Source organism: Prosthecobacter sp. (assembly GCF_029946185.1).
In the GTDB taxonomy this organism is placed as follows: Bacteria; Verrucomicrobiota; Verrucomicrobiia; order Verrucomicrobiales; family Verrucomicrobiaceae; genus Prosthecobacter.
In genome coordinates this window covers 1-24,738 of the sequence record NZ_JAQSEA010000172.1, presented here as the reverse complement: position 1 = coordinate 24,738, position 24,738 = coordinate 1, and the positions used below count along the sequence as shown (strand labels likewise).

General features: G+C 59.1%; 23 protein-coding genes. 14 read left to right on the top strand and 9 right to left on the bottom strand.

All coding sequences use genetic code 11. From position 1 onward, the window contains the following. Positions 1–91 precede the first annotated feature (91 nt). From rseP to PSV43_RS15065, 4 genes are all read left to right on the top strand, one after another. Positions 92–1,615, top strand: a complete 1,524-nt coding sequence (rseP, locus tag PSV43_RS15080) for an RIP metalloprotease RseP (protein WP_300198889.1) — start codon at positions 92–94, stop codon at positions 1,613–1,615. An 11-nt stretch (positions 1,616–1,626) separates the two neighbouring features. Next, entirely contained in the window at positions 1,627–2,799 is a 1,173-nt protein-coding gene (locus PSV43_RS15075) for a glycosyltransferase family 4 protein (RefSeq protein WP_300198887.1), read from the top strand. 77 nt (positions 2,800–2,876) lie between these two features. Further along, positions 2,877–4,475, top strand: coding sequence for a serine/threonine-protein kinase (locus PSV43_RS15070; RefSeq protein ID WP_300198884.1), 1,599 nt, complete (start codon positions 2,877–2,879; stop codon positions 4,473–4,475). A gap of 16 nt (positions 4,476–4,491) precedes the next feature. Beyond that, complete coding sequence (locus PSV43_RS15065; RefSeq protein WP_300198881.1) at positions 4,492–5,940, top strand: glycosyltransferase family 4 protein; 1,449 nt, start codon at positions 4,492–4,494, stop codon at positions 5,938–5,940. Between the two features lie 52 nt (positions 5,941–5,992). Here the strand turns inward: PSV43_RS15065 and PSV43_RS15060 are convergent, their stop codons facing one another. Next, the gene (locus PSV43_RS15060) at positions 5,993–6,367 is read right to left on the bottom strand and encodes a metalloregulator ArsR/SmtB family transcription factor (protein ID WP_300198878.1); all 375 of its coding nucleotides are present in this window, start codon (positions 6,365–6,367) and stop codon (positions 5,993–5,995) included. A 42-nt stretch (positions 6,368–6,409) separates the two neighbouring features. Further along, positions 6,410–6,928 carry a hypothetical protein gene (locus tag PSV43_RS15055; protein ID WP_300198875.1) on the bottom strand — a complete coding sequence of 173 codons (519 nt, stop codon included), beginning with the start codon at positions 6,926–6,928 and terminating at the stop codon, positions 6,410–6,412. A 142-nt stretch (positions 6,929–7,070) separates the two neighbouring features. Between PSV43_RS15055 and PSV43_RS15050 the strand changes: the two genes are divergently transcribed. Beyond that, positions 7,071–7,964, top strand: coding sequence for a polysaccharide pyruvyl transferase family protein (locus PSV43_RS15050; protein ID WP_300198872.1), 894 nt, complete (start codon positions 7,071–7,073; stop codon positions 7,962–7,964). On the opposite strand, the gene PSV43_RS15045 is transcribed toward PSV43_RS15050, so the two are convergent. Continuing rightward, complete coding sequence (locus tag PSV43_RS15045) at positions 7,965–8,768, bottom strand: hypothetical protein (RefSeq protein WP_300198871.1); 804 nt, start codon at positions 8,766–8,768, stop codon at positions 7,965–7,967. It abuts the gene before it with no gap. 58 nt (positions 8,769–8,826) lie between these two features. Here PSV43_RS15045 and PSV43_RS15040 point away from each other — a divergent pair, with 58 nt between their 5' ends. After that, the gene (locus PSV43_RS15040) at positions 8,827–10,305 is read left to right on the top strand and encodes a sialate O-acetylesterase (protein WP_300198869.1); all 1,479 of its coding nucleotides are present in this window, start codon (positions 8,827–8,829) and stop codon (positions 10,303–10,305) included. A gap of 76 nt (positions 10,306–10,381) precedes the next feature. Here PSV43_RS15040 and PSV43_RS15035 read toward each other — a convergent pair whose 3' ends face one another. From PSV43_RS15035 to PSV43_RS15015, 5 genes are all read right to left on the bottom strand, one after another. Further along, on the bottom strand, positions 10,382–12,514 hold the full coding sequence (locus tag PSV43_RS15035) for a TonB-dependent receptor (RefSeq protein WP_300198866.1): 2,133 nt from the start codon (positions 12,512–12,514) through the stop codon (positions 10,382–10,384). Between the two features lie 152 nt (positions 12,515–12,666). Next, complete coding sequence (locus tag PSV43_RS15030) at positions 12,667–13,815, bottom strand: PepSY-associated TM helix domain-containing protein (RefSeq protein ID WP_300198864.1); 1,149 nt, start codon at positions 13,813–13,815, stop codon at positions 12,667–12,669. Between the two features lie 6 nt (positions 13,816–13,821). Continuing rightward, positions 13,822–14,514 carry a Fe2+-dependent dioxygenase gene (locus PSV43_RS15025; RefSeq protein WP_300198861.1) on the bottom strand — a complete coding sequence of 231 codons (693 nt, stop codon included), beginning with the start codon at positions 14,512–14,514 and terminating at the stop codon, positions 13,822–13,824. Positions 14,515–14,656: 142 nt separating this feature from the next. Next, positions 14,657–16,927, bottom strand: a complete 2,271-nt coding sequence (locus PSV43_RS15020; RefSeq protein ID WP_300198858.1) for a TonB-dependent siderophore receptor — start codon at positions 16,925–16,927, stop codon at positions 14,657–14,659. Positions 16,928–17,255: 328 nt separating this feature from the next. Next, positions 17,256–18,362 (bottom strand): hypothetical protein, encoded by a 1,107-nt coding sequence (locus PSV43_RS15015; protein WP_300198855.1) that lies wholly within the window; start codon positions 18,360–18,362, stop codon positions 17,256–17,258. A 154-nt stretch (positions 18,363–18,516) separates the two neighbouring features. Here PSV43_RS15015 and PSV43_RS15010 point away from each other — a divergent pair, with 154 nt between their 5' ends. From PSV43_RS15010 to PSV43_RS14990, 5 genes are read left to right on the top strand one after another with little or no spacing between them, the layout of a single operon-like run. Next, positions 18,517–19,338 carry an energy transducer TonB gene (locus PSV43_RS15010; RefSeq protein WP_300198852.1) on the top strand — a complete coding sequence of 274 codons (822 nt, stop codon included), beginning with the start codon at positions 18,517–18,519 and terminating at the stop codon, positions 19,336–19,338. A 44-nt stretch (positions 19,339–19,382) separates the two neighbouring features. After that, complete coding sequence (locus PSV43_RS15005) at positions 19,383–20,024, top strand: MotA/TolQ/ExbB proton channel family protein (protein ID WP_300198849.1); 642 nt, start codon at positions 19,383–19,385, stop codon at positions 20,022–20,024. An 8-nt stretch (positions 20,025–20,032) separates the two neighbouring features. Continuing rightward, a complete protein-coding gene (locus PSV43_RS15000; protein WP_300198846.1) occupies positions 20,033–20,461 on the top strand; it encodes a biopolymer transporter ExbD in 429 nt (142 codons plus the stop codon). A 3-nt stretch (positions 20,462–20,464) separates the two neighbouring features. After that, positions 20,465–21,010 carry a hypothetical protein gene (locus PSV43_RS14995; protein WP_300198842.1) on the top strand — a complete coding sequence of 182 codons (546 nt, stop codon included), beginning with the start codon at positions 20,465–20,467 and terminating at the stop codon, positions 21,008–21,010. A gap of 45 nt (positions 21,011–21,055) precedes the next feature. Continuing rightward, complete coding sequence (locus PSV43_RS14990; protein WP_300198839.1) at positions 21,056–22,336, top strand: MFS transporter; 1,281 nt, start codon at positions 21,056–21,058, stop codon at positions 22,334–22,336. Between the two features lie 171 nt (positions 22,337–22,507). On the opposite strand, the gene PSV43_RS14985 is transcribed toward PSV43_RS14990, so the two are convergent. Further along, a complete protein-coding gene (locus tag PSV43_RS14985; RefSeq protein WP_300198836.1) occupies positions 22,508–23,377 on the bottom strand; it encodes an adenylate/guanylate cyclase domain-containing protein in 870 nt (289 codons plus the stop codon). A 101-nt stretch (positions 23,378–23,478) separates the two neighbouring features. Here PSV43_RS14985 and PSV43_RS14980 point away from each other — a divergent pair, with 101 nt between their 5' ends. The 3 genes from PSV43_RS14980 to PSV43_RS14970 are packed head-to-tail and all read left to right on the top strand — an operon-like array spanning position 23,479 to position 24,584. Further along, positions 23,479–23,763, top strand: a complete 285-nt coding sequence (locus PSV43_RS14980) for a hypothetical protein (protein WP_300198832.1) — start codon at positions 23,479–23,481, stop codon at positions 23,761–23,763. After that, positions 23,756–24,289 (top strand): NUDIX domain-containing protein, encoded by a 534-nt coding sequence (locus PSV43_RS14975; RefSeq protein WP_300198829.1) that lies wholly within the window; start codon positions 23,756–23,758, stop codon positions 24,287–24,289. The genes PSV43_RS14980 and PSV43_RS14975 overlap by 8 nt, the downstream gene beginning before the upstream one ends. 37 nt (positions 24,290–24,326) lie before the next feature. Next, positions 24,327–24,584, top strand: a complete 258-nt coding sequence (locus PSV43_RS14970) for a hypothetical protein (protein WP_300198826.1) — start codon at positions 24,327–24,329, stop codon at positions 24,582–24,584. Positions 24,585–24,738: the final 154 nt, after the last annotated feature.

Sequence of the window (24,738 nt, the reverse complement as noted above, 5' to 3'; positions counted from 1 at the left end):
CACAACCATGGGGGGGTGTTAGCTTTCCGATCTGGTCATTCGGTGTTCCGGCAATTCCGCCGTGCGCTGTCTGATCCTCCCCTTTCATTTTATGGCATGGCTTTCCTCTCTCGGTTTCTTCGGTGAAATTCTCCGTTTCGTCATCCTCATTCTGGAGGTGGTGCTCGTGTTCAACCTCATGATCGTGGTGCATGAGTGGGGTCATTTTCTGGCCGCACGCTGGCGTGGACTGAAGGTGGAAAAGTTTTACATCTGGTTTGGCAAGCCGCTCTGGAAGAAGACCATCAATGGCGTCGAATACGGCCTCGGCAGCATTCCTGCGGGTGGATTTGTGGCGCTGCCGCAAATGGCCCCGATGGGTGGGCTCGAAGGTGAAGCGAGCCAGGAAGTGCTGCCGGCGATCACGCCGCTGGACAAGGCGATCGTCGCTTTTGCCGGGCCGTTGTTCAGCTTCATGCTCGCCTGTTTGTTTGCCACGGCTGTCTGGGTCGTGGGCAAGCCGGAGAGTGAATCGCACACCACCTCCATTGTTGGCTATGTTGCCAAAGACAGTCCGGCGAAAAAAGCAGGCATTCTTCCAGGTGACAAAGTCCTTAAGGTGGATGGCCAGCCAGTGAAGCGCTTCGAAGGGCTGGTGGACAGTGTGCGCTGGGGAGTGGTGGCCAGCGAGGGTGACACGATTGCCTTTGAGGTGGAGCGTCCGGGGCAGGGTGTGATGAAGTTTAACGTTGATCCCAAGGCCTGGCCCCCAAGCGAAAAAAAGGCCGAGTCGGTATCCTGGTGGCGTTCCATCTTCAAGCGGCCCGAACTGCGTTCCGTCGGTCTTGAAGGGCAGATGACCCCCATGGTTGGCGGGGTGGCCAAAAATAGTCCGGCGGATGATGCAGGGCTCAAAGCGAATGACATGGTGCTGCGTGCGGACGGCAAACCCTTACGCAGCATGGGGGACCTGGGTGATTACATCAAAGCCACGCCGGGCAAGACCATCGTGCTGGACATCGAACGTGCGGGCAAGGTCATGCAGGTTTCCGTGCTGCCGCGGATCCCGGACAAGAACAATCTCAAAGAGGTGACGGATGACCATCAGGAATACCCCATGGTGGGGATCGCCTGGGATGTGGAAGGCAAACGAATTCCCAGTGTCATCACGCCTTGGGAACAGATCAGTGATGCCGTGAGGCACATGGGCAATCTGGTGTCCAAACTGGTGTCTCCGAAGTCGGATCTCAGCCCGGCGCACATGAGCGGCCCGGTCGGAGTGGGGCGCCTGTATTACAAGCTGTTCGAGCACCCGGACGGCTGGCGTCTCGTGCTTTGGTTCAGCGTGGTGTTCAACATCAATCTGGCCATCCTCAACATGATGCCATTTCCGGTGCTGGATGGCGGGCACATCACGCTGGCGATTGCCGAGGCGATCCGCCGCAAGCCGGCGCAGGGCAGGATTCTCGAATACGTTCAAACGGCCTGCGCGCTGATGCTGTTTGGCTTCATCATTTTTGTCACCCTGAAGGATACGGGGGATTTCTTTGGTGGCGGAGGCAAAGAGGGTAAGGTCTTGGAAATCGAGTGGTTTTCCAAAGAGCAGCGCGCCACACCCGCCGCCCCGGGAGCGTAATTTCCGCCGCTATGCGCGTCCTGATCCTCGTTGAGAACCTTCCTGTTCCCTTCGACCGACGCGTGTGGCAGGAAGCCTGCGCGCTGCGTGATGCGGGACACGAGGTCACGGTGATCTGCCCGCAGATGCGGGGCTACACGCAGGAGGAGGAAGTGCTGGAAGGCATCCAGATTTACCGGCATTGGATCAGCGGTGAGGCTGGCTCGATGGGGGGATTCATCACGGAGTATGCCTCGGCTTTATGGGGGGAGTTTTGGTGTGCTGTCAAAGCGTGGCGACGTGGCGGATTTGACGTCATTCACCTGTGCAATCCGCCGGATTTGCTGTTTCTGGTGGCGTTGCCGTTCAAGCTGTTTGGCGGGGTGAAAGTCATCTTCGACGTGCATGATCTTTGGCCGGAAATGTTTGAGGCGAAGTTTGGCAAGCGTGGGCTGATGTACTGGGCGGTGCGCATAGCGGAGCGTTCCACGCTGGCGCTGGCGGATGTGGTGATCGCCACGAATCAGAGTGTGCTGAGCGCGGTGAAACGACGTGGCAAACTGAGGGATGACCGAGCGTTCGTCGTGCGCACGGCTCCGAGTCGCATGAACACTGCGGCGAAGCCGGATGAATCCTTGCGTTCCGGGAAGCGGCATCTGGTGGGTTACATTGGTGTCATGGGCAGTGCGGACGGCGTGGACTACCTCGTGCGTGCCGCCGAATACATCGTCAAAACCCGAAGGCGTGCGGATGTGCAATTTCTGCTTATGGGCTCAGGTGCGGAGCATGCGGATCTGGTCGCTTTGCGGGACCGTCTTGGCTTGCAGGATTACCTCAGCATGCCCGGACGAGTCAGCGATGAATTCCTGTGCCGTGCTTTGCGCAGCATCGACCTCGGCGTGGCGTGTGATCCCATCAATGCCTACAATGACCACTGCACCATGAACAAGGTGCTGGAATACATGGCTTTCGGCAAACCGATGGTCATGTTTGGGACGGTTGAAGGGCGTTATTCCGCCGGGGAGGGTGCGGTGTATGTCATGGAAAACTCTGCGGAAAAACTGGGGGATGCCATTTTGGCGCTGCTCGATGATGAGGCCCACCGCCAAACTTTGGGTGCTGCAGGACATGCGCGGCTGACGCAGGACCTGAACTGGGAGCGCAGCGTGGAGCAACTGCTGGCGGCCTACCAGGCGGCGGCCTGAAGCGGTTTGTAGTGATTATTTTGCCTTGAGATGTCTAGAGTCTTGCTAAAGCGCCTCGATGTTCTTAAATCATCGGTATGCAGCAGGTGAATGACCATGGGGGGGGCACCGTTCATTTTGAACCCTTTATTCCGCCATCGACGGAGGAACTGGATGCATTGATTCCCGGCTATAAGTTTATTCAGTTTATCGAGCGTGGCGGGATGGGAGCTGTTTACAAGGCGGTACAGAAGAGCCTCAACCGCACGGTGGCGGTGAAACTGCTGCCGCAGGTGCATCGGAACAAGGAGAGCTTTGCCGAACGTTTCAAGCGCGAAGCCCATGCACTCGCGCAGTTAAATCATCCTCATATCATCGGCGTGCATGACTTCGGCGAAACACCGGATGGGCAGATGTACTACGTCATGGAGTTCGTTTCCGGCATGGATTTGCAGCACCTGCTGAAGAGAGCGCCACCAGAGCCCAGACAGATACTCAAAATCATCACTCAGGTGTGTGAGGCGCTGCAGTTTGCGCACGAACACGGCATTGTGCATCGTGACATCAAGCCGGCCAACATTCTCGTCGATGAGCGCGGCAATGTGAAGGTGGCGGATTTTGGTTTGGCGAAGGTCATGGGCCAGCAGGCAGTTGATTACACTGCCACGGGCATGACGATCGGCACGCCCGACTACATCGCGCCAGAGGCGCTCGATCAGAGCAGGCACATCGACCACCGGGCGGACATCTATTCGCTGGGAGTGATGATCTATGAACTCTTCACGGGGCATGTTCCCAAAGGGGTGTGGGAGCCGCCCTCGATCCGTTCGGGGGCGGACAAGGGCATCGATGCGGTCGTCAGCAAGGCGATGCAAAACAATCCAGAGAAGCGCTACCAGCATGTGCGTGACATGACGCAGGTGCTGGAGAAGCTCTTCAAAAACAGCGACAACTGGAAGAACTTCAGGCGGCCAGCCAGAAGCGAAGTGGTGCGGGCGACGGGGGAACCGGTGAGGATTCCAAGCGGTGCGGACACGGTGCGGATGACTCCAGTTTTGCGTTCAAAAGGCAGGATGGTCTGGATGGCAGGCGCGATGCTGCTGCTGGCCGGAGCCGCCGGCATTGCATGGCAGGCAGGCTGGCTGAGTGCCGAGAAGAGCAGCGAGGTGTCTTCCCAAGCGGAGGAGCCTGTCCGAACGGCGAACCAGCCGGCTGCACCCGAGCAGATGAAACTGGCGGAATGGGTCTTGGCGCATGAGGGGTTTTTGAACGTGAAGACCGCAGCGAACGAGGAGGAACAAATGGGAGGGAGCGCTGACATTTTATACAGGACGGACCTGCCTCCCGGCCCGTTCACCATCTGGCGAGCGTCTTTATCCACTGTTCCCCTCAAGACGGAAGAGGAATTGGAGCAACTCACCCAGCTTGCCCTTGAAGCGGGAACGGTGTCCAACCTTTGCCTGCGTGGAATGGAGGTGCCGGTGTCGGCGCTCGTACATCTCTCGGCCATTTCGACGCTTAAAAGCCTGGATCTTTCCTCGACCTCCTTGCTGACGGATGACGCGGTTGAACATCTGGCCGCGTGCAGATCTCTCCACACCCTGCGTATCAGCAAAAACCGGCTGCCAGCAGGCGGTTCGCTGGCGGACAAACTGGGTCTCCTGCTGCCCGAATGTAAAATAGTGTCCTTCGATTAGCTTCACTCCAGAGAACATGAACAAGCGATCCAACACCCCGAAGAAAAGCAGTGCTGCAAAAAACGTGAGTCAGCAGGCCAAGTCCGCTCATGTGGGTGTGAAGAAGCCACCTGCGGCGAAGACGAAAACAAAGGTGACCGCCAAGACGGCTGCTGTTTCACGTTCTCCGAGCAGCATGGGGGTCATGACAAGTGGAGGGACTGCTGCGGCAACCCAGGCCCGCGTGCAGTCGCGGGCGGTGCAACCCAGGGTGAGTTCGAAAGGGGGCCGCACAACGAAACCGCGCTTGCTGTGGATTGGTGATGCTTTGGTTCCCACCGGTTTCGCCACGGTCACGCATGCGGTATTGAACCATTTGCGTCATGACTGGGAGGTCATTGTGTCAGGGGTCAATTACGATGGTTCGCCGCATGAGCTGCCGTACCATGTCATGCCTGCGTGGCAGGGAGGTGACATGTGGGGGATGAACCGCTTTAAGGATCTCTGCACCGAGTTTGATCCAGCCGCTGTCGTCATCAACAACGACTGGTGGAACGTCGCACAATTTGTCAAAATCGCGCCGGTGGGTGTTCCAATCATTGGTTACATGCCTGTGGATGGCGGCAATCTCGATGCTGGGGCCATGGTTGAACTGAACCGGCTGCATGCCGCTGTTTGGTACACGGACTATGGTTATCGTGCAGCCGTGGCAGCAGGTTTTACGGGGCGGCGCTGGGTCATTCCACACGGCATCGACACGGAGGTGTTTCAACCGGTGAACCGGCATGCGGCACGGCGGACTTTGGGGCTGCAGGTGCCGCGAGACGCCTTCATTGCTGGCAACATCAACCGCAACCAGCCGCGCAAACGGATTGATCTCACGATCCAGATTTTTGCCGCCTGGATCAAGCAGCACCATATTACCAACGCGCATCTGCTGCTGCACTGCGCGCAAAAGGACACGGGATGGGATCTACGCCGAGTGGCCGGTTATTATGGTGTTGCCGACCGACTGATACTTACCGGCGCGGAGGACATCCGTGATTTGCAGGATGCCCGCAGGCTGAAGTACATTTACAACTGTCTCGACGTGCAGATGACCACCACGCTGGGTGAAGGGTGGGGGCTCACCACGATGGAGGGAATGGCCTGCGGCATTCCGCAGATCGTGCCTGACTCTTCCGCGCTGGGGGAGTGGGCCAAGCCAGCGGTCAAAATTACGTGTTCACGTACACTCATTCATCCCGAGATCAACACTACGGGGAAGCTGGTGGATGAGGCCCCGTTTGTGGATGCATTGCAGGCGCTTTATCACAGCAAGGCGACGCGCACGCGCCTAGCCGCACAAGGACTTGAGCATGTGTTTCGTGAAGAGTTCCGCTGGAAGAACGTGGCACGGAAGTTTCGGGCACTGCTGCCCGCCGCTCCGTGTCAGACGAAGCAACGGCGGGAAGCCAAATCCAAACTGGTCAGCCACAGGCCTTGAAAGATGGTGCGGGAGTTCCTGCAGCTGATTCGCCGGTCTGAGACGAGAGTACTCATGGCTTTTTGGGTTTGCTGGACTCTTTGGCGGGTGGCTCTGGCGGTGGCTGCTCCATGAGGGCGGCGAGTCTGTCGAAGCTGCCTTCCCACATCTGGCGGTGGCGTTCGATCCAGTTCACGGCCTCACGGAGGGGCTTGGGATTGGCGGTGATGTAATGGGTGCGGCCTTCGATGCGGCGTTTGAGCAGGCCGGCATCCTCCAGCACGCGCAGATGTTTGGAGACGGCCGGGAGGGACATTTGCAAGGGCTCCGCGAGCGTGCCGACGGTGGACTCGCCCTCAATCAACCGCGAAAGCAGTCCGCGGCGCGTGGCATCGGATAGTGCGGCGAAGACAAGATCAAGGAGCAGAGGCTGGGGGGCGCGTCTCATGGAGAAACGAGTGGATGCTGCGTGCCGGGCTGGCAAGCGGGCTTACTTCACGCGCTCAAATTGGAAGGGATGTTCCTGCTGGGCCTTGCCCTGGTCGAAAAGTGTCCAGTTCTGCGTCACATGATCCGCATCCACAAAGGTGATGACGGCGGTGTGCATGTGTTTTTCCGTGTCCACTTTGATCTCGCTTTCCTTGCTCAAGTCGAAGGTGAGGGATTTGGCGGCGGACTTTACCAGCGTCATGCTGGGCCGGTTGCATAACATGCAGTAATGCGTGAGCACGAGCTTGCCGTCTTTCTCGTGATAGAGGGTGACCATTTCGTTGGGCGTGTTGGGGAACATGCGCTCCTCCAGTGCGCTGCCGCTGGCGATGACGCGATATTGTGTGGTCACTGTCGTTGGTCCCTGGCCCATATCGGCTTTGGCCCGCCAGTCACCGGCCAGAGTTTTCAGTTTCTCAAACTCCGCAGTACCGGTGTAGGGTTTGGGCTGTTCACCCGCGGACGTGATGAGCACCGAGGAGAGGAGGGAGAGGGTGATAAGAAGCAGATTTGTTTTCATAGGTGTGTGGTGTGTAACCGTGACAATATTTAACCAAATGGTTAAACGAGACAAGCGGATTTTTTGTGAGCCATGTTATTTTCGGTTCCGCACCTCCCTGGAGGTTTCATTCCCACCCGGTTCTGTGGTAACATTCCAGCACATGAAAATCGCTTTCGTCGGAGCATCAGGTTATGGCAACGTCGGGGATGACACTTATCCGCTGGTCTTTGCGCAGGAGCTGCCGGCGCACGAGCTGGTGATTTACAATTCAGATCTCCCCGCAGCTCTGCCGGAAGATCTGGACATGCTCGTCATGGGAGGCGGCGGGATTGTTTACAACCATGGGAAAGCAGGAGCTGAGGAAATCGAATCGCCGCATTTCCGCTGCATGAAGTTCTACATGGATGCGGCGATCCAGCGTGGCATTCCGTGGGGGTTTCTTTCCTGCGGCTTTCAATTTCAGAACAACTGTGAGGCCGACGATGCCGCCACGCTGCAACCGTGGGCCTACTATTTAAAGCAGGCACATTTTATCACCCTTCGCTCACCCCGTTGCGTGCTCATCGCGCAGGAGCTCAGTGGACGTGAAGATGTCGTTTTTGCTCCTGATGCCGCCTATCTCTACCAGCCTGAAATTGCGACACCCTTGGAGGACGTGCGGTCCATCACTCTGGTTCCAGCAGGCCTAGTCAATGCGCGCAATATGCTGATGAACCATTACCTGCGGCAGTTTGCCGCGAGCGGCGTGGCGGTGACCTGGCTGGGGATGGGGGCGGCGGTGGATGATCACGCATTGCTCAGCGAAGCTGCGGAACGTTTTCCGCAGGCGCAGATCGTTGCAGGTGCCGGGCCGCAGGTGGCGTTTGAGACGATTGCGCGGTCACGACTGGTCATCACTGGCCGCTATCATGGGATGATCTTCGCCCGTGTGAGCCGGGTGCCGTTTATCACGCCGGTTGACGTGCCTTACAAAATCCGCATGGAAAATCTGGATGAAACAACCGGCGCCGCGACCACGCATTTCGAGGTGCTGCGTCGTTTCATGCCACGTTGATCACCAGCGTTGCAGAAACTCCGCCAGTTCGGCGGCGTCCACCTGCGGGTATTCCCGTCCCAGCGTGTTGTCGCGGTCCATGCCAAAAGCGTAGTCCGTGGGGTGTGACTTATCGTGATGGTTCTCAGGGTAAAATACGGCCACGGGCTTGTTCTCAAACCAGGCCGCCTGCTGCAGGCTGGACCAGCTGCCCACATAGGCGCGGCTGTTCTTGATGAGGTTGAGTGTGGCAGGCACCGTCAGACTGTCGAGCACCGTGATGTTGCCGCCCTCGACCGAACGTGCGTCCTCCACGGCGTGAATCGTTTTTCCGTTTCCACCGGGCCGGAGGTAGCTGCGCGTGACCACAAATACCTGACAGGGTAAACGGCGCAGCACTTGCACCGTCTTTTCAATCACATCCGGCGGCAGGGAACGGTGGGAGATGTTGCCTGCGAAGGGTTGAAACACGATGTGTCCCTGTGAATCGACGTCGTCCGGGGCGTCGAACACGGGCACATGTCCGTTGGCAGGGCCGCGGATGAGCTGCTCATGATCCAGGCCGGCAAAGGCGCACAACGCACGGTTGATGTCCGCCCCCCGCAGGCCGGCGTTGAAGAACTCTTCGTACTTGTGCGCGAGATCGTAGAGGATGAAATTTTTTGCATTGCGATGATGGCGGAAGATCTCGATGGAGAACGGATTGTGCGAAGCCATGATCACGGGGACCGGCTGAGTGGTTTCGCTCAGCACGCGATAGCCAGCATGCTGATAACACACTCGGATCACATCACCGAGGCCGGCTGAAAAAAGTGCGGCGGACATTCTTGAAGCAATGGTCCGGGTCCTGACGTTGACAAGGCTCTTCTCATCCCAACCCGTCATGAAGATATTTGCCTCTCTCCTGCTACTCTCTCTTTCAGCCCAGGCTGCCGTCACGTTGCCTGCCGTTTTTTCTGATCACATGGTGCTGCAAAGTGGCAAGCCGGTGCCTGTGTGGGGCATGGCGGATGCCAATGAGGAAGTCACCGTTGCCATTGCCGGGCAGAAAAAAACGACGAAGGCGGACGCGAAGGGGCAGTGGTCGCTGAAGCTGGATGCTCTTGCCGTAGCTGCGGAACCGCAAACGCTGACGATTGGTGAAAAGACGATTAAGGACGTGCTCATTGGTGAGGTCTGGCTCGGTTCGGGCCAGTCGAACATGGGCTTGCAGGTGCAGGGAGCCAATGACTATGAAGGCAGCAAGGCGGCGGCGAATGTGCCGCTGATCCGGGTGTTTACGGAGAGCAGTCCCTCCGCGACGACAGCGCAAGCGGTGGGCAAAGGCTCTTGGGTGATTTGCTCTCCTGAGGCGGTGGGCCATTTCTCCGCCACTTTGTATTTCTTTGGCCGCAATCTCTACGATGTGTTCAAGCAGCCGCTCGGGCTGATCAATTCCTCCGTGGGTGGCACGCCGATTGAGTCCTGGATCAGTCCTGAGGCGCAGCAGGGGAGCGCGGAGCTTAAGCCCTTCTATGAGGCACTCAAACAAGAGGCGGGAAAGTTTGACGAAGCAAAGGCCATGAAGGGCTATGAGCGTGAGGTGGCAAAGTGGGCTGAGGAAGTGAAGATGGCCAAGGCTGCGGGCACAGAGGTGCCGCGCAAGCCGCGCGATCCGCTGGAAACACGCAAGCGGAAGGGCGATGTCGGCGGTTTGTTCAACGGCAAGATTTCGCCGCTCATCCCCTATGCGATCCGTGGGGCGATCTGGTATCAGGGCGAAGCCAACAGCGTGGACTACAAGGCGCCCTATTACCAAAGTCTGCTTACGTTGCTGGCCAAAGACTGGCGCGGGCGCTGGAACGACGAGTTTCCGTTTGCCTGGGTGCAGCTGCCGAATTTTACGCGTGCCGGTGAAGGCTGGCCGATTGTGCGCGAGCAGATGCTCAACGCGCTGAGCACGATCCCTAACAGCGGCATGGCCATCACCATCGACATCGGTGATGCGAAAAACATTCATCCGACGAACAAGCAGGAAGTCGGCCGCCGCCTATCGCTGTGGGCGCTGGGTGCGGTGTATCACAAAGATGTTGCTGACACCTCGGGCCCTCTGATCGATACGGCCACGGTGAAGGGGGGCGAATTCGTGCTCACATTCAAGCATGCCAAGGGTCTGAAGGCGAAAGGGGCGCTCACCGAGTTTGAAGTCGCCGGGGCAGACGGGCAGTGGCAGCCGGCTGATGCGAAGATTGAGGGTGAAACGGTCGTCGTTTCCGCCAAAGCGGTCGCTGAGCCGAAGCAGGTGCGTTATGCCTGGAAGGACAACCCGGTGGCGACGCTTTTCAATGGGGCGGACATTCCGGCATCTCCGTTTCGGAAGTGAAGCGAGGGTGAATGCCCCTGCGGGGGCGGAACACCACTTCCGCGCCCCGCAGGGATTTGATCCAACCTAATTCAGATCAAAATTTCAGGCTGCCGCCGACGTAGAAGTTGCGGCCATAGGCGGGGAGGATGCCGCTGCTGGTGACGATCGAGTAGTAGTGCTTGTCGAAGACGTTGTTGAGGCCGGCCAGGACGGAGAAGTTTTTACCGAGGGGGACCTCGGCGGTGAGATCCCAGGTGGTGTAGGCGGGAATGTCGAAACGGCCGTCGGCGTTGTCGGTGCCGTTGTGGCGGGCCATCAGGGTGCCGAGGAAGGCGATTTTCAGGCCGCTCTTGCGTTTGTAGATGGCACCGGTGCGGATGATGTAGGGCGGTGCATACTGCGGGGTGCCTCCGTTGTTCACACCGCCGGAGAGACGGGCTTCGAGCACGGAGATGTTGCCGTAGAGATTGAGGGCGCCGAGGCGCTCGCCGCGATGCGTGCCGTTGAGGGCGTCGAGTCCGCCGATGACATCGAACTGCGCGGCGCCTTCCCAGCCATAGTTGATGCTGCGGCCAACGCTTTGGATGTTCACGCCGGCGGTGCCGAGTTTGTCATCGAGATCGACGAGGAAGAAGGATGTGTCGTAGGTGAACCAGGGTTTGGGATTGCCACGCAGACCCAGTTCGTAGCTCCAGCCCTGTGAAGGGGCGACGTTGCTGGCGCTGCCGCCTGGGGCGGTGATGAGGGTCTGACCGAAGGTGGTGGCGCGGTAGCTCTGCGAGACGTTGGCATAGACGGCGGTTTCGTTGCCGAGGTCATAGGATAGTCCGAGGCCGAAGAGCGGCTGCTGGTCGAACTTGCTGCTGTCGCGCTGTGTGGCTGTTCCGCCGGCGATGTTGCGGACGGTGACGTCTTGATTGATGAGTTCCATGCGGAAGCCCGGCGTGATGGTCAGGCGGCCGAAGGTGAATTTGTTTTCGATGAAGATGGAGCCGTAGATGACGTCGCGCTGGGCGTCGGTGGTGAGGACTCCGGTGTCGGCGGTCGGCGTGGCGCCGGTGGCGGTGGTGAGCGGGGAGTGGCACATGTAGAACTGCATGCCGGCGGCGAGTGAGTGATTGCCGCCCCACAGTTCATAGTCGTGGCGGATGCGTGGCTCGATGCCCCAGTTGTAAAACTGCTGCTGGGCGATGCTGTTGGTTGGAGCGGTGACGGTGCCGAAGCCGCCGGTCTGGCGGCGGCTCCAGCGGTCATAGGCACCGGCCCAGGTCTTGACGCTCAGTTCGGTCTTGCTGGAGAACTTGTGCTGAAGTTCGGCGCTGGCGACGTAGCGGGTGAGATTGAAGCGGTCGAACTGGCGGACCGTTTGATTGCGGTCAGTGTTGTAGGCGGCTGAGGTCAGGCCACCGGCTTCGCCATGGCGGTCAGAGCCGGCATCCAGGGAGAAAATCCAGCGGGTGTCAGTGGCTTGCTGGTAGATGAGCTTCATATGACCGGCAATGACTTCGAAGTCGCTGTTCGAGCTGCGGAAGCCGTCGCCGGAGCGGTAGTTGAACCAGCCGAGCCAGCTCCATTTGCCCGCGCTGCCGTCGAAGGAATTGAAGGTCGAGTAGAGGTTGTTGCTGCCAAAGATGTGTTTGGTCTGCATGCCAAAGAGGCGGTCCGTGCGCGGCATGGCCGAAACGTAGTTGATGGCACCCGCTGGCTGGGGGCCATAGAGCAGGGAAGCACCGCCACGGACGAAGTCGATGCGCTGGGTGGACTCCAGCGGCGGGGTCCAGTAGGACTCGGGGTAGCCTTGAGGATCTGCAGCGATGGGGATGCCATCCTGCAGCATCATAAAGTACTGGGCGCGATCTGGTGAGCCGATCCCGCGATAGCCCAAGCTTACCAGCGGGGTGCTTTCTTCAGCCGTGATCAGGCCGGGCGTCATGGCAAAGGCCTGGCTGTAGTTGTTCGCCTGCACTTGAGGGAGCGCTTGGAGATTTAAGGAGCTCGCTTTTTTGCCGGCGTAGATCTTGGTGCCCTCCACTGGTGGAAGGTAGGGGATGATGACCTGCGACTCGGGCTCGGCCTCTGCGGTGATGGTGATTTCAGGGAGCTGCTCTGAGGCTTGTCTGGCGGTTTGGGAACGACTATGAGACGCCAGTGCAAGGAACAGCAGGGCGGAAGCGGTGATGATCGGTCCGGTGGAAAGGCGGATGAGAGGAGCGAAAGTCGATGGCATGAGAGTGTTGATACTGAGATTCCGTCGCAAAGAGGGCGGATATTGGACAGAATGTATTAACGCTCAAGCTCTTTCTGCGATGGAGTCTCATTTGCAATTTAGTGAGACTTTCTTGTGATCCAGCGTCTTTCATGACGCCACGGGGCGGGAGGTCAGGGCTTCAAGAAGCGCCGCCATGCCAGAGCAAAACCGGTCCAAACCAGCAGGATGGTGCTCAGTGTGCAGAGGGCGGCGACGGTTTGGCCGATGAGGCCGAAGAGTTCGCCGGTGTGCAGGAAACGGGCGTACATGCGGAGGCGACGGCCGAGGTTTTGCTGCGGCAGGTCGTCGGGGCTGGGGAGCAGTTTGCCTTGGGCTGCATCGAGGTTCAGCATGGTTCGCAGATGCACCTGACCGCGACCACCGCGATCGACCATGAGTGGGAAAGGGGCGCCGGGTTTCTGCGGCATGCGCAGGCTGAGAGTGGTCCAGTCTGGGATCTGCTGGCGTGCTTGAGCTAGAAGGGGTTGAAGGCCGGTGAGGGAAGGAGTTGGGGCTGCGGGGCCGCTTTCACGTTTGCCGCCAGTATTCGGACCGCCTGCGGGGCGTTCGCGCGGAGGGGGTGGGACGTTACCGGTGAAGGTGAAGAGAAGATTATTCGCCCAGCCGTAGGACATGATGAGGCCGGTGAGGATGATGCAGAGCAGCGGGAATGCGGTCCAGAAGCCGAAGACGTTGTGCCAGTTCCAGTTGCGCGCGCGGCCTCTGAGACGGGAATTGAAAACGAGGACGGCGCGTACGCTGGCCCAACGCCACTGGCGCGGCCACCAGAGGTAGATGCCGGAGAGCAGTAGCAGGCTGAAGATCAGGCAGCCTGCACCGGTGATAGTCTTGCCCACTTCTTTAGGAATGCCGGTGCCGGTGAGGAAGCGGTGCCACTCGGTGGCGGCGTGGAAAAAGCCATGCCACGCGTGGTTTCCTTCGCCCAAGAACTGACCGGTGTAAGGATTGGCGAAAAAGATGCCTCCACGTCCGACGGTCAGCGTGACGGGCATGGCTGGGTCTGCTTTCCAGGTGATGCCTGTGGGATTGAAGTCCGGCTTGGTCTCGCGCACCTTGGCCAGCAGTGCTTCGATGTCGAGGCGTGCGGCGTCAGCGGCGGCTGAAGGTGTGATGCGCAGGTCGCGATTGGCCCACTCCAGAAACTGGACCTCGTAGGAGATTATGAGGCCGGTGACGGCCATGGAGAGGATGACCAGACCAGCAACGAGACCGGCGATGAGATGGCCCCAGAAAATGAGGCGATGAAAGGTGAGCTTCACAGGGAATTACATTTCCACCCACTGGCGGAGGAGATTGTGGTAAACGCCGGTGAGTTGCACGGCGGTCTGTTCGGCCACGGGGTTGTTTTTGAGATCGCGACCCAGGCGCTGAATGGAGAGATCGAGATCGAAGAGGAGGGATCTCTTGCCGTCGTCCCGGATCATGCTTTGCAGCCAGAAGAAGGAGCAGACGCGGGCACCGCGTGTGACCGGGGTGACGTGGTGCAGGCTGGTGGAGGGATACAGCACCATGTGGCCGGGGGGCAGCTTGACACGCTGCACGCCGTAGGTGTCTTCAATGCAGAGCTCACCGCCGTCATACTCTTCCGGGCCAGCGAAGAACAGGGTGGCGCTGATGTCCGTGCGAATGCGGACGGGTGCGGTGGGGTGCTGGCGGATGGCGTTGTCCACATGCGTGCCGAAGGACTGACCACCGGCGTAACGATTGAACAATGGCGGGAAAATTTGCAGGGGCAGGGCTGCAGCGAGAAAGAGCGGGTTTCTTGACAAGGCGGCGAGGATCATCTCCCCGAGTTCGCGCGCTGCAGGGCTGTTCTCCGGAAGCTGCATGTTGTCCTTGGCCTTGGCCGATTGATAACCGGCGGTACCTTTGCCATCCACCCAATCGGCGGCGTCAAGAAGCTGGCGTGCATGAGCGACCTGCTCAGCAGTGAGAACATCGGGAATCGAGAGAAGCATAAATCAAAATGGGTGTGTGAAAAGATCAGTCGGAGGGGCGCTGAATGAACACCACCACCGGGGAGAAAACGCCGCAGAGAAAGACGTCAAAATCAACTCTCTGCGACGTCTGATTGTCGCGGTGCGAATGGCTGGTGGTTCCTTAGAATCTGATGCTTGCAGTCAGTGCGGCGGAACGTCCCGGGCCGGGGACGAAATGACCACCGCCGACGTTGCCGATGAAGCGTTCATCCGCGAGGTTGTAGATGTTCAGGCGCAGGCTGATTTTGTCGGTGAACTTGTAGCTGACCATGGCATCCAGCGTCCAGTAGGCTGGCGCGGTTTTGGCACTCACGGAATCGGCGGTCGTACGCTCACCCATATACTGGGCACCGAAGCCGAACTGCGTTTTTTCCAGGAGGGTGTAGGTGGTCCAGAGGTTGAATGTCTGGGGTGGAGCATTCGACAAGGGCTGACCGACTGTACCAGCGGCGGTGGAGGCTTTCGTCTCGCTCTCCATAATAGCGTAACCCGCGAAGACCTGCCAGTTCTTGGTGATGTTGCCGGTCATGCTGAATTCGATGCCTTGAACCACCTGATTGCCGCCCAGAGTCGTGATGCCGGTGGGATCCGTGGTGCGGGCGTTGGTCTTCTCAGAGCGGAAGAGGGCGGCCGTCAGCGAGAGGCGTTCCTTGAGAACATCCCACTTGGTGCCGAGCTCGAAGGTGGAGGTCTTTTCAGGGTCGAGCGAAGACGTGGCGGCGGTGAGACCGAGACCTGTGTTAGAAGCACCGTCGATGGTAGGATTGAACGAAGTGCCGTAGCCGAAGTAAATGCTGCCCTGTTTCGCGGGCTTGTAGATCAGCGCAGCCTTGTAGCTGAAGAGGTCATCAGCGTTGGCAAATCCGCCGGCAGAAGTGTTGCCAGGTCCGCTCACGGTCGCATACATGTGATCGTAACGCAGGCCTGCACTGATCTCCCAGTGCTTGCCAATCTTCATGGTGTCGAAGACATAGGCGGAGACAGTGTATAGATACGCCTCGATCGGGGCTGGCAGGCCAGGGTAAGTCGCGCCAGTGAAGTCCTGCGTGGCGGCCGGGGGTGCAGAGCTTGGCGGATTCACGAGGGTGGGTTCATACAAATCGCCGATGGTCGCAATGCCGGCCGCGTTGGCATTCTGCTGATGTTCGAGATAAAACTCCATGCCAGTGACCAGCGCGTGTTTGATCGGTCCGGTGGCAAATTCAGCGACCAGATTGGTCTGGTTGCCAAACATCTCGGTGTACATCTGCCGGCGCTGCAACTGGCGGTTCAGCACCGTGGTGTATTGATTGCCAGGGGCGACCCCGACGTCACGGAAGCGTGGTGCGGTGGTGACTGAGTCGCGGTGAGAGCGCGAGTAGCGCGTCGCATTCCGCAGGCGCACATTTTTGGTGAAATCGTGTTCAAAGATCGCCGTGAAGTGGTCGGTCTGAATTTTTTCGTAGTCCACGCCTGGGATGCCGTAGAAGGTGTTGAAGCTCACCCCCGGCGGTGGCTGGTTCCCGTAGCCGGCGAGTGCGGCCCCTGAACCGCCGAAGGTGCCGTTGGTGGGAACCCATGGGATGCCGTAGTCCGGGACGTTGCTTTCCTCCAACCGCTGATAATTCAGCGTGAAGCGTGTGTCGGTGCCGAGACCGAGGGCAAGGGATGCAGCAATGCCGTAGCGCTCTGACGTGACGTGGTCACGCCCCGGGGTGTCGGCGTTGTGGTACATGGTGTTGAGGCGGAAGGCCGAGTGCTCAGTGAGCTTCTGGTTCACGTCCACCGTGCCGCGGTAGAGATTGCTGGTGCCGCCGCTGACTGTGGTGAGAACGGAGTCGGTCAGATTGGCCATTTTGCTGACCGTGTTGATGGAGCCGCCAGTTGAGCCACGACCTACGGTGGACGAAGAGGGCCCTTTGGCGATTTCGACCTGCTCCGTGTTGAACGGATCACGATTGTAGGCGGCGTAGTCGCGCAGACCGTCGAGGTAGATGTCGCTGCGGGCGCTGAATCCGCGGATGGAAAGGTTGTCTCCTGACAAGCCGCCGCCGCCTTCGCCTGCCTGCATGGAAATGCCTGGTGTGTTTTTCAGCACGTCGCGCAGGCTGAAAGCGCCGCGGTCTTCGATCACCGCCCTGGGAACGACCGTGATCGTTTGAGGGATGTCAACCAGCGGCTCGGTGTACTTCGCCGACTGAAGGCGGGTGGGGTTATAAACCGATCCAGCCGCTTCAATGACGACTTCGGGCATCTCGGTCGGGATCGATTCCACCTGGGGCTTGAGCTTGCTGGGGGCGGCGGTTTGAGCACTCAGACTTCCTGCGGCACACAGCAAAGAGGTGACGGAGAGAGTTTTGTGGGATGTTTGACGCGTGAAGTGTCGGGAATGTGAGTCGAGTTTCTTTTGCATTGAGGTCGAGTTGGGGAAGCTGGGGGGAGATAACGCTAATGAGATTCAATTTCATTAGCTAATTGCGATTAAGTCTCAGTTTCAAACCGAGTCAAGCTTCCGAATGACAATTTTCTTCATGTGGATAAAAGGCGCCCCTTGTTGGACAAAAAATGTGCCTTGGAACCGCCTTGCAGCGAATCCCAAGCCCCATTGGCTTTAAACCAACCGATGGGTCAGAATTTGATGGAGGCAGTCAAGGCTGCCTAGCGCCTACACACGGAGTGACGCTGTCAGTGCTGCTGACGGTATCGAAATAGCGATTGTCGACGATGTTATCAGCCCCGCATCATCCGGCCATTGCCTGATCTGCGCGCTTTTTGATCCGTTCAGTGGCTTGGCTCAGTGATTCCAGCACTTCGAGCAACCGGTCCATTTTTTGCAATCCCAGATCGAGGGGGCCTCTGCGCCGCAGTTCGATCGCCGCGAGATCCAATGCCTCAAGACCCACTTGGTAGAGGTCGTCTGCTTTTGCCAGGAGGGGAGAGCCCTGCGCTGGATCGAGCACATCCAGCAAAAATTCGGCCATGAAATGGGGCTGGTAGGCCAGGAGCAGATTGCAGCCATAACGGAACAATTCGTGGCGGAGGGCATGGAATGTTGTCCCGGCTGCATGGTTCTCCCATCTGGCGGTGAGGTGCATGGCTTCGTCCACCTTGTCTGTGGCCTGGATGATCCAGTCATCCGCACGGCTGGTGTCCACCGGGGGTGTTTCGAGCAGCATCGCCACGGCGCGGCAGAAGACGTGGCGTGCTTTCAGGCCTATCTCGGCGGCTTGGAGTGTCAGGTGCTCCGTGGGTTGGGATAAAGTCAGGACCTGCGTTGTGACCTCCAATGCTTCCAGCATTCGGGGAGGGGAAACTTCCAGGAGTAATGCGGCGCGGTTGAGCATCAAGGTTGGCAGCAGCGCGGTATTGACGGGGAGTTTAGCCGTCACACTTTCCTCGATCACGGTTTTAGCATGATCGAGTGAGAGAAGCGCTGCGTGCAGGCTCGCAGGAGTCGCCTGTGAGCGGAGGGCTAGGGAGCGTTTCATCCATGCCAGCGCCAGACGCCCGCGATACTGCGAGTCTTCCTCCAGCGGGAGCTTTTGGAGGTGAAAGATGGCTTCGTCGAAGCTGCGTATGGCTGCGATCAACTCGGCGGGCTTTCCTAGGCGGGTCTGCACATCTCCCAAGTTCATCCAGCAGGCTGTGAGCAGCCAGCGGAACCAGGCGCTCTCCTCAAACGGGAGCTCACGGCGGATTGCCAAGGCCTGCTCAAAGCAGTTCAAGGCCTCCGGCAGCACGGCGTGATTATGGGCCGAAAGCAGTGCTATGCCGCGCTTCATCCAGACTTTGGCCACCGCATTGCGGTCGTCGGGAGAGGCTTCTTGAGGATCTGAAGGGAAGGGCATTCGGCTGGGGTTTATTGACAATAGAGGCACTATGCACAGCAAAATGTGAATAATGATGCGACTGAGTCGCAATTGCAAGTTGACATGGGATTCTTACGTTTCATTTTCTCTTTCGATCCCTCCCCGTGCAATGACTTCTTCAGCACTCTCCCACATGCCCTCGATGGCCTACGACCGCCCAAAGACTAGTTCTGCTGCGGCAGGTCCGCCGGCCGTGTCGGTGATTCGGCGACGTAGCAGCCTGCTGCGGGTGGTCATCATGTTGTCTTGGATTGTGGGCATTAGCGGGAGTTTCCTGACGGTGGGCGTCATCGGCATGCTTGCTGCTGATCTGCCGCCAATTCACTTAAAGACGCTGGAGGACCTCGAAGAAACCGAGCTGCCCATGGAGGAAACATCCATGGCCGAGCTGATGGCGATGGGTGAAAGCGCCGAGGATTCCACTGAAGTCGAACCCGTGGAGCCGGTTGAGCTTCCTGAAACTATCGAGATGCCGCTGGAGAATCTGGACCTGCCAGAGATCGCTGAAGCGATGACGATGGAGGACGTGTTTGCCATTCCCACCGCACCGAAGATTGAGAATGCCTTGCGCCCCGTTGATCCCGTGATCAAACGCAGGCCGGACCCTGCTCCTTCGCGTCCGCGCGTAGGTCCTGTGGCGAGAAGCAGAGGCACAGGTGCAAGCTCAACGCAGGCAGGGGCCGTAGGCGGTAGCGGCAGCGGTGCTGGCAGTGGCAAAGGCAAGTTTCCACCGCCTCCCTATCCGGCCTTTGCACGTAGCGCAGGGATGCAGGGCACCGTGCGCCTGAGCATCAGTGTGGGGCCTTCGGGCGCGGTCGAAAGTGTCAGTGTCGTCGGCAGTGCCGGCTTTAGTGCGCTGGACGAGTACGGTGCTTCTTGGGTGCGCCGGAACTGGCATTGGCCCGCAGGGACGTCGCATCGGTACACTCTACCGCTCAGGTTCAGCCTGCGCTGAAGCTATTCTCTCTGCCATCTTAGGTCTCCCATTTTTGTTTTTTCATGCCCCTACTCGCCAACGCCGCCGTCGATCTCTTCCACAAAGGTGGTCCCATCATGTATCCCATCGCAGTGGTCGCCGTCGTGGCCGTCTGCATCTTCGTGGAGCGTGTGTTCTGGTGGCTGCGCTTTACCGCGAAACGTTCCGTTAAGCAGTTGGATGAAGTGTACGAAAAGCTGGAGGCAGGAGACCTCGGCCAAGCCATTGTGCTTTCGGCGAAATCCAAGGACCCGGTGGTGCGCATGATCCATCACGGGCTCAATCACCGCCACACCAGCATGCAGGGCGCTCTTGAAGTGGCGGCCGGGCAGGAACTGCGCGATGCGGGCCGTTACCTGAGTGCGATGGACACCATCGTCACCCTTGCGCCGCTGCTCGGTTTGCTTGGCACCGTGACTGGCATCATGGGCAGTTTCACCAGCATGGGCAATAGCGAGCTCGCGGTGGAAAAAGTCACGGGTGGCATTGGTGAGGCACTCATCGCCACCGCTGCTGGTCTGGGCATCGCCATTGGCACACTGGTGCCGATGAACTACTTCCACTCACGCTTGGCCGGCCTGAAGTTTGATCTCGAAGCCGCCGCGAACAATGTGCTGATTCTCGCCGTGCAGCACGGGTTTGACAAAGTCACACCGAAGGCCTGATCACCGCCGTGAAACTTCATTCGCCATTGCCCGAACGAAAGACGCGGCTGGAAATCATCCCGCTCATTGACGTGATGTTCTTCCTGCTGGCCTCCTTCATGATGGTCAGCCTCACGATGACGAGGCAGCAGACCATCAAGGTGAACCTGCCCGTCGCCTCCTCCGCCCAGTCTGACTTTACGCCGGACATGATCAATCTCGCGGTGAATGCCACCGGCGATGTGTTTTTTGACAAGACCCCGGTCATGCTGCCTGAGCTGGACCGCAAACTGGGCGAACGTTTCGGCAAGGACCCCGCCACGCCGGTGTACATCAGCGCTGATGTGAACACGCGGTACGCCGATCTCGTGAAAGTGCTCGACGCCGCGAAGCGGGTGGGCTTCACCAAGGTCGCCTTCAACGTCAAACCCGCGAATGCGGCCAAGCCGGCTCCCTGACCCATGAAGCGTCTGCTCACCACGCTGGTGGTTCTCATCTCTCTCGGACTGTGTGTTGTCTGCCTGGTGCAATGGGAGCGTGAGGCGCGCCTGCGCGGCCACATCCTGGATCTCGTCAAACGCCTCGAAGCTGAAAATGCCATGCGCATTGATGCGGAGCGCAAGGTGCGTGAGTATGAAAAGGAAATCGCGCGCCTCACCGAACTGCGCATCGAGATGGAGGCCAAGCTGATCGCAGTGTCCCGCGAGTACAGCCAGCTTTCCGCCGACTCCACTGCCCGTGGTATTTCCATCGCTGTTTACATGCGTGAAGTCGCGCAGATGCAGCATGGGCTGGAGGCGACGCAGGCTGCCTTTGGCAAAGGTACTGAGGCCCTCAAGGGCCACAACGACGTCGTCACCACGCAGAACAGTGCGATGGAAAAGCAGAATGAACTGCTCAAGCAGCTGGTAGAGGAGCGCAACGACGCGATCACCAAGCTGAATGCCCGCACGCGGGAGTTCAACGAACTGGTGGAGAAGTACAACAAGCTGGCAAAGAGCAAGTGATCCGTGCTTGCCATTCCGGCCCGGCTGCGAAAGACTCGCGCCCGCATGAGCCAACCAGCCACTCCTGACATCACCCGCCTGCGGGATCTTTCGCCGCAGCAACGCCGTTCCGGACTCGCCGCATGGCTGGGCTGGATGTTTGACGGCCTCGACATGCATCTCTACACGCTGGTCGCGACGGCCTTCGTGGCGCAGCTCATGCTGGTGCCGGAGACTGATCCCACGGTGGGCATGCATGGCTCCATCATCCAGGCGGCGTTCCTGGTCGGCTGGGCGCTGGGTGGCGCGTTCTTTGGCCGCATCGGCGATGTGCTGGGCCGCAGCCGGGCGCTGACGCTCACGATCCTGACCTATGCCTGCTTCACCGGCCTGTCATTCTTTGCGCAGGAGTGGTGGCACCTGATGATTTTCCGCTTCCTCGCGGCGCTCGGCATCGGCGGTGAGTGGGCGGTGGGGGCATCGCTGCTGTCGGAAACGTGGCCGAAGAAATGGCGGCCATGGATCGCTGCAACGCTGCAAAGCGCGGTGAACTGCGGCGTGCTGGTGGCCTGCTTTGCGGGCTGGCTGCTGGCCGGTCAGGAGCCGCGCTACATCTTCCTCATCGGCATTCTGCCCGCGCTCATCACGCTGTGGATTCGCAAAGCGGTGCCGGAAACTGAGGAGTGGACGGAGGCACGCAAAGGGCAGGAGGTGCCGAAGATCAGCGCGTTGTTCGGTCCCGAAGTTCGCAGTGTGACGTGGCGTGTGATGCTGATCTGCGCCGTGTCCCTGACCGCGCACTGGACCTTCCTGTTCTGGCAGCAGAAGCATGTGCTGAGCCTCGAGGAGGTCGTTTCCCTCGACAAAGCGGGCCGGGATGGTGCTGTAGTGACGGGGCTGATGTGGATCATGGTGGGCTCACTGATTGGCAACTTCATCGCCGGGGGGCTGGCGAAGCTCTTCGGCTACCGCAACACCATCGTCGGCATGATGCTGGCCTACTTTGGATTCATGTATCTCTCGTTCTCGCAGGTGTGGAGCTGGGAGGCCACCAAGTGGCAGTTCGCCGCCATTGGTGCGTGTCAGGGCGTGTTCGGCCTGTTTACCATGTGCCTGCCGCCGCTCTTTCCGGTGCTGCTGCGAACTACTGGCTCCGGCTTTTGTTATAATATCGGGCGCATCGTCGCTGCTGCTGGCACGGTGTTTTTTGGTATCTTTGTCAATGTCGGCGACTTCCGCACGGCGCTGCTTTATGCGGGGTTTCTCTTCGTTCCTGCGGCTGCTGTGTCGATGCTGCTGCCGTCTGAACCGGAGCAGGCGGATGGTACTGCAAGTGCGCTGGAGTGAGGGGGGCGCTCTTGACCGCAGTGGGTGTGCGAGGAGCCTTATTTTAGAGGTTTTCCCGCAGATTCAGGAAACCCGCAGATTATTTCCTGAATTTGTGAGGGGAAATAAGTTCCCGAGCAGCGAGCGTCCGAGGACATTCGTTGCGGGCAGGAGTGCCCACATCACGTGGGATCAGTGGCTTGGCGTGTAAAACTTGTATGGTGACGAGAAACCATCCACTGAACATTCACACACGAGCTGGACTTCCTGTTCCGCCACCAGGTGTTTCACGGCGGCTTCGGTGAAGAGGATGTTTTGCTTCTGTGTGGCGGCGACTTTTTCGACGCGGAAGACGAAATTGATTTCGGGCCCGTGCAGATTGAGCTCGTTCATGGTCGGGACGGTGCCGAGCATGGCGGCACCGAAATGCAATACGACACGGAAGGGGGGATTGGCCCCGAGCTGCGCTGCATGCAGCTTGGCCACGGCCTGTCGCACCTGGATGGCGCTGTCTGCGGTGTCGTCCCAGTAGCAGAAGAATCCATCGCCGAGATACTTCGACATGTGGCCGCCGCATTCGTCGATGATCTGGCGGCAGTTTTTGAACCAGCTGCCGGTCATGCGGGGGAACTGTGCTCCGGGGAGTGTCTGTGAGAGCTGGGTGGAGCCGATGATGTCCGCGACCATGAGCCAGCACTGCGCCTGGCGGATGTGAATCATCGTCGAAGCCATGGCCTGCTGGCCAACAGGGTGCATGGCGCTGAGTATGTCCGAGGAAAATTCGAGTTCGTTGCCGGCGATGCGGATGAGGTCGCCGTTGTGCAGACACACCGACTGCGAGATGCGGCGGCCGTTTACATAAGTGCCGTTTGCGCTGCCGAGATCGACCAGCCAGAATTCACGCTCGCCCTGAGATTGGATGATGGCATGGCGGCGCGAGACTTCACTGTCAGCCACCGGGATTGAATTGTCCGGTGCACGGCCGATGGAGCAGGTGCCATTCAGCTCATGGCGCTCCCCGTTGGGAAGGCGCAGCCAGGACTGGAGGAGGTTGGTGCTCATGCTCTGAATTAACGTGAATTCTGACAAGGGATGTCACCCAAGCCAAGAATTATCATCTGGCCGGACCTTGCCCTTGAACGCATGGCAGGGGATGTTCATGCATGAACGCTGAGGCCTCGCTTTCACTGCATGCCGTTTTCAACTACGGCGAGGCCGGGCTGTGGTTCATCATCGCACTGGTGCTGGCCGTGCGGTTGCGGATGAAACGACCCTGGCGCTGGCTGCTTCCTGTGGCCTTCGCGTGCTTTGGCCTGTCTGATCTCATCGAGGTGCAAACCGGTGCGTGGTGGGAACCCTGGTGGCTGTTTGTGCTGAAAGCCGCCTGCGTGCTGGTGTTTCTGCTGGCATGGCGAGCGCATCGGCGGCAGGGAAAGCGACATGGTTGAATCTCCCTTCAAATTTTGCAGCGACTGTGGCAAGGACGACTGGATACCAAAGAGTGACCGCGAGTTTGTCTGTGCCGCCTGCGGCTTTCGGCATTTCATCACGCCGATCCCTGCTGCCGTGGCGCTGCTGCTCGATTCACAGGACCGCGTGCTCATCATCCGCCGCGCGCATGAGCCAGGCTTTGGCAAGCTGGGTCTGCCCGGTGGTGTCATCGAGCCTGAAGAAAGCGGTGAGGTGGCGGCGGCCCGTGAAACCCATGAAGAGGTGGGCATTGATCTGCCGGCGAGTGCCTTCACCTACCTCTGCACGCTCAATAATCGCTACCTGTTTCAAGGCTACACGTGGCCCACGATTGATCTTTGCTACATTGCCCGCGTGCCCGACTTCAGCCAAGTGGTGATGCAGGCTGCCGAGGTGTCAGAGATCTTGGTCTGCGCTTTGGATGAGGTGCCGCTGGAGGAGTTTGCGTTTGAGTCGAATGCGGAGGCGGTGAGGCGGTGGCGGGCAAGGGGTGCTGTTGCATGAGCTTGCCAGTGCGCTCATGGCTGATTATAATTCTGCCATGAGTTCCGTGATTGAAATCGAATCCGCGATCAGCGGGCTGCCGAAGGAAGACTTCTGGAAGCTGGCCGAATGGTTTGATCAGGTGAAGGCAAAGACCTGGGATGAGCAGATGCAGGCGGATGCGGAAGCAGGTCGTCTGGATTTTTTGTTTAAAGAGGCTGCGGCTGCAAACACGGCAGGGCATAGCCAACGCTGGCCGGTGCAGGCCGCACATGGTGGCGGGCACCGAAAGTGTGCTTGCCAGTTTTGCTTCTGAACTTAAGGTCATCCCATGGTGCCTATCCTGTCGCAATCAGCGTTCCAATAGCGCGCATTGCCGTTGTCGGTCGCGGCATGGCATCAAATGATCGAGAAAGGACTGGCTCCTGAGCGGGCTGAACTCATCCGGGGGTGATCATCGAAAAAACGCG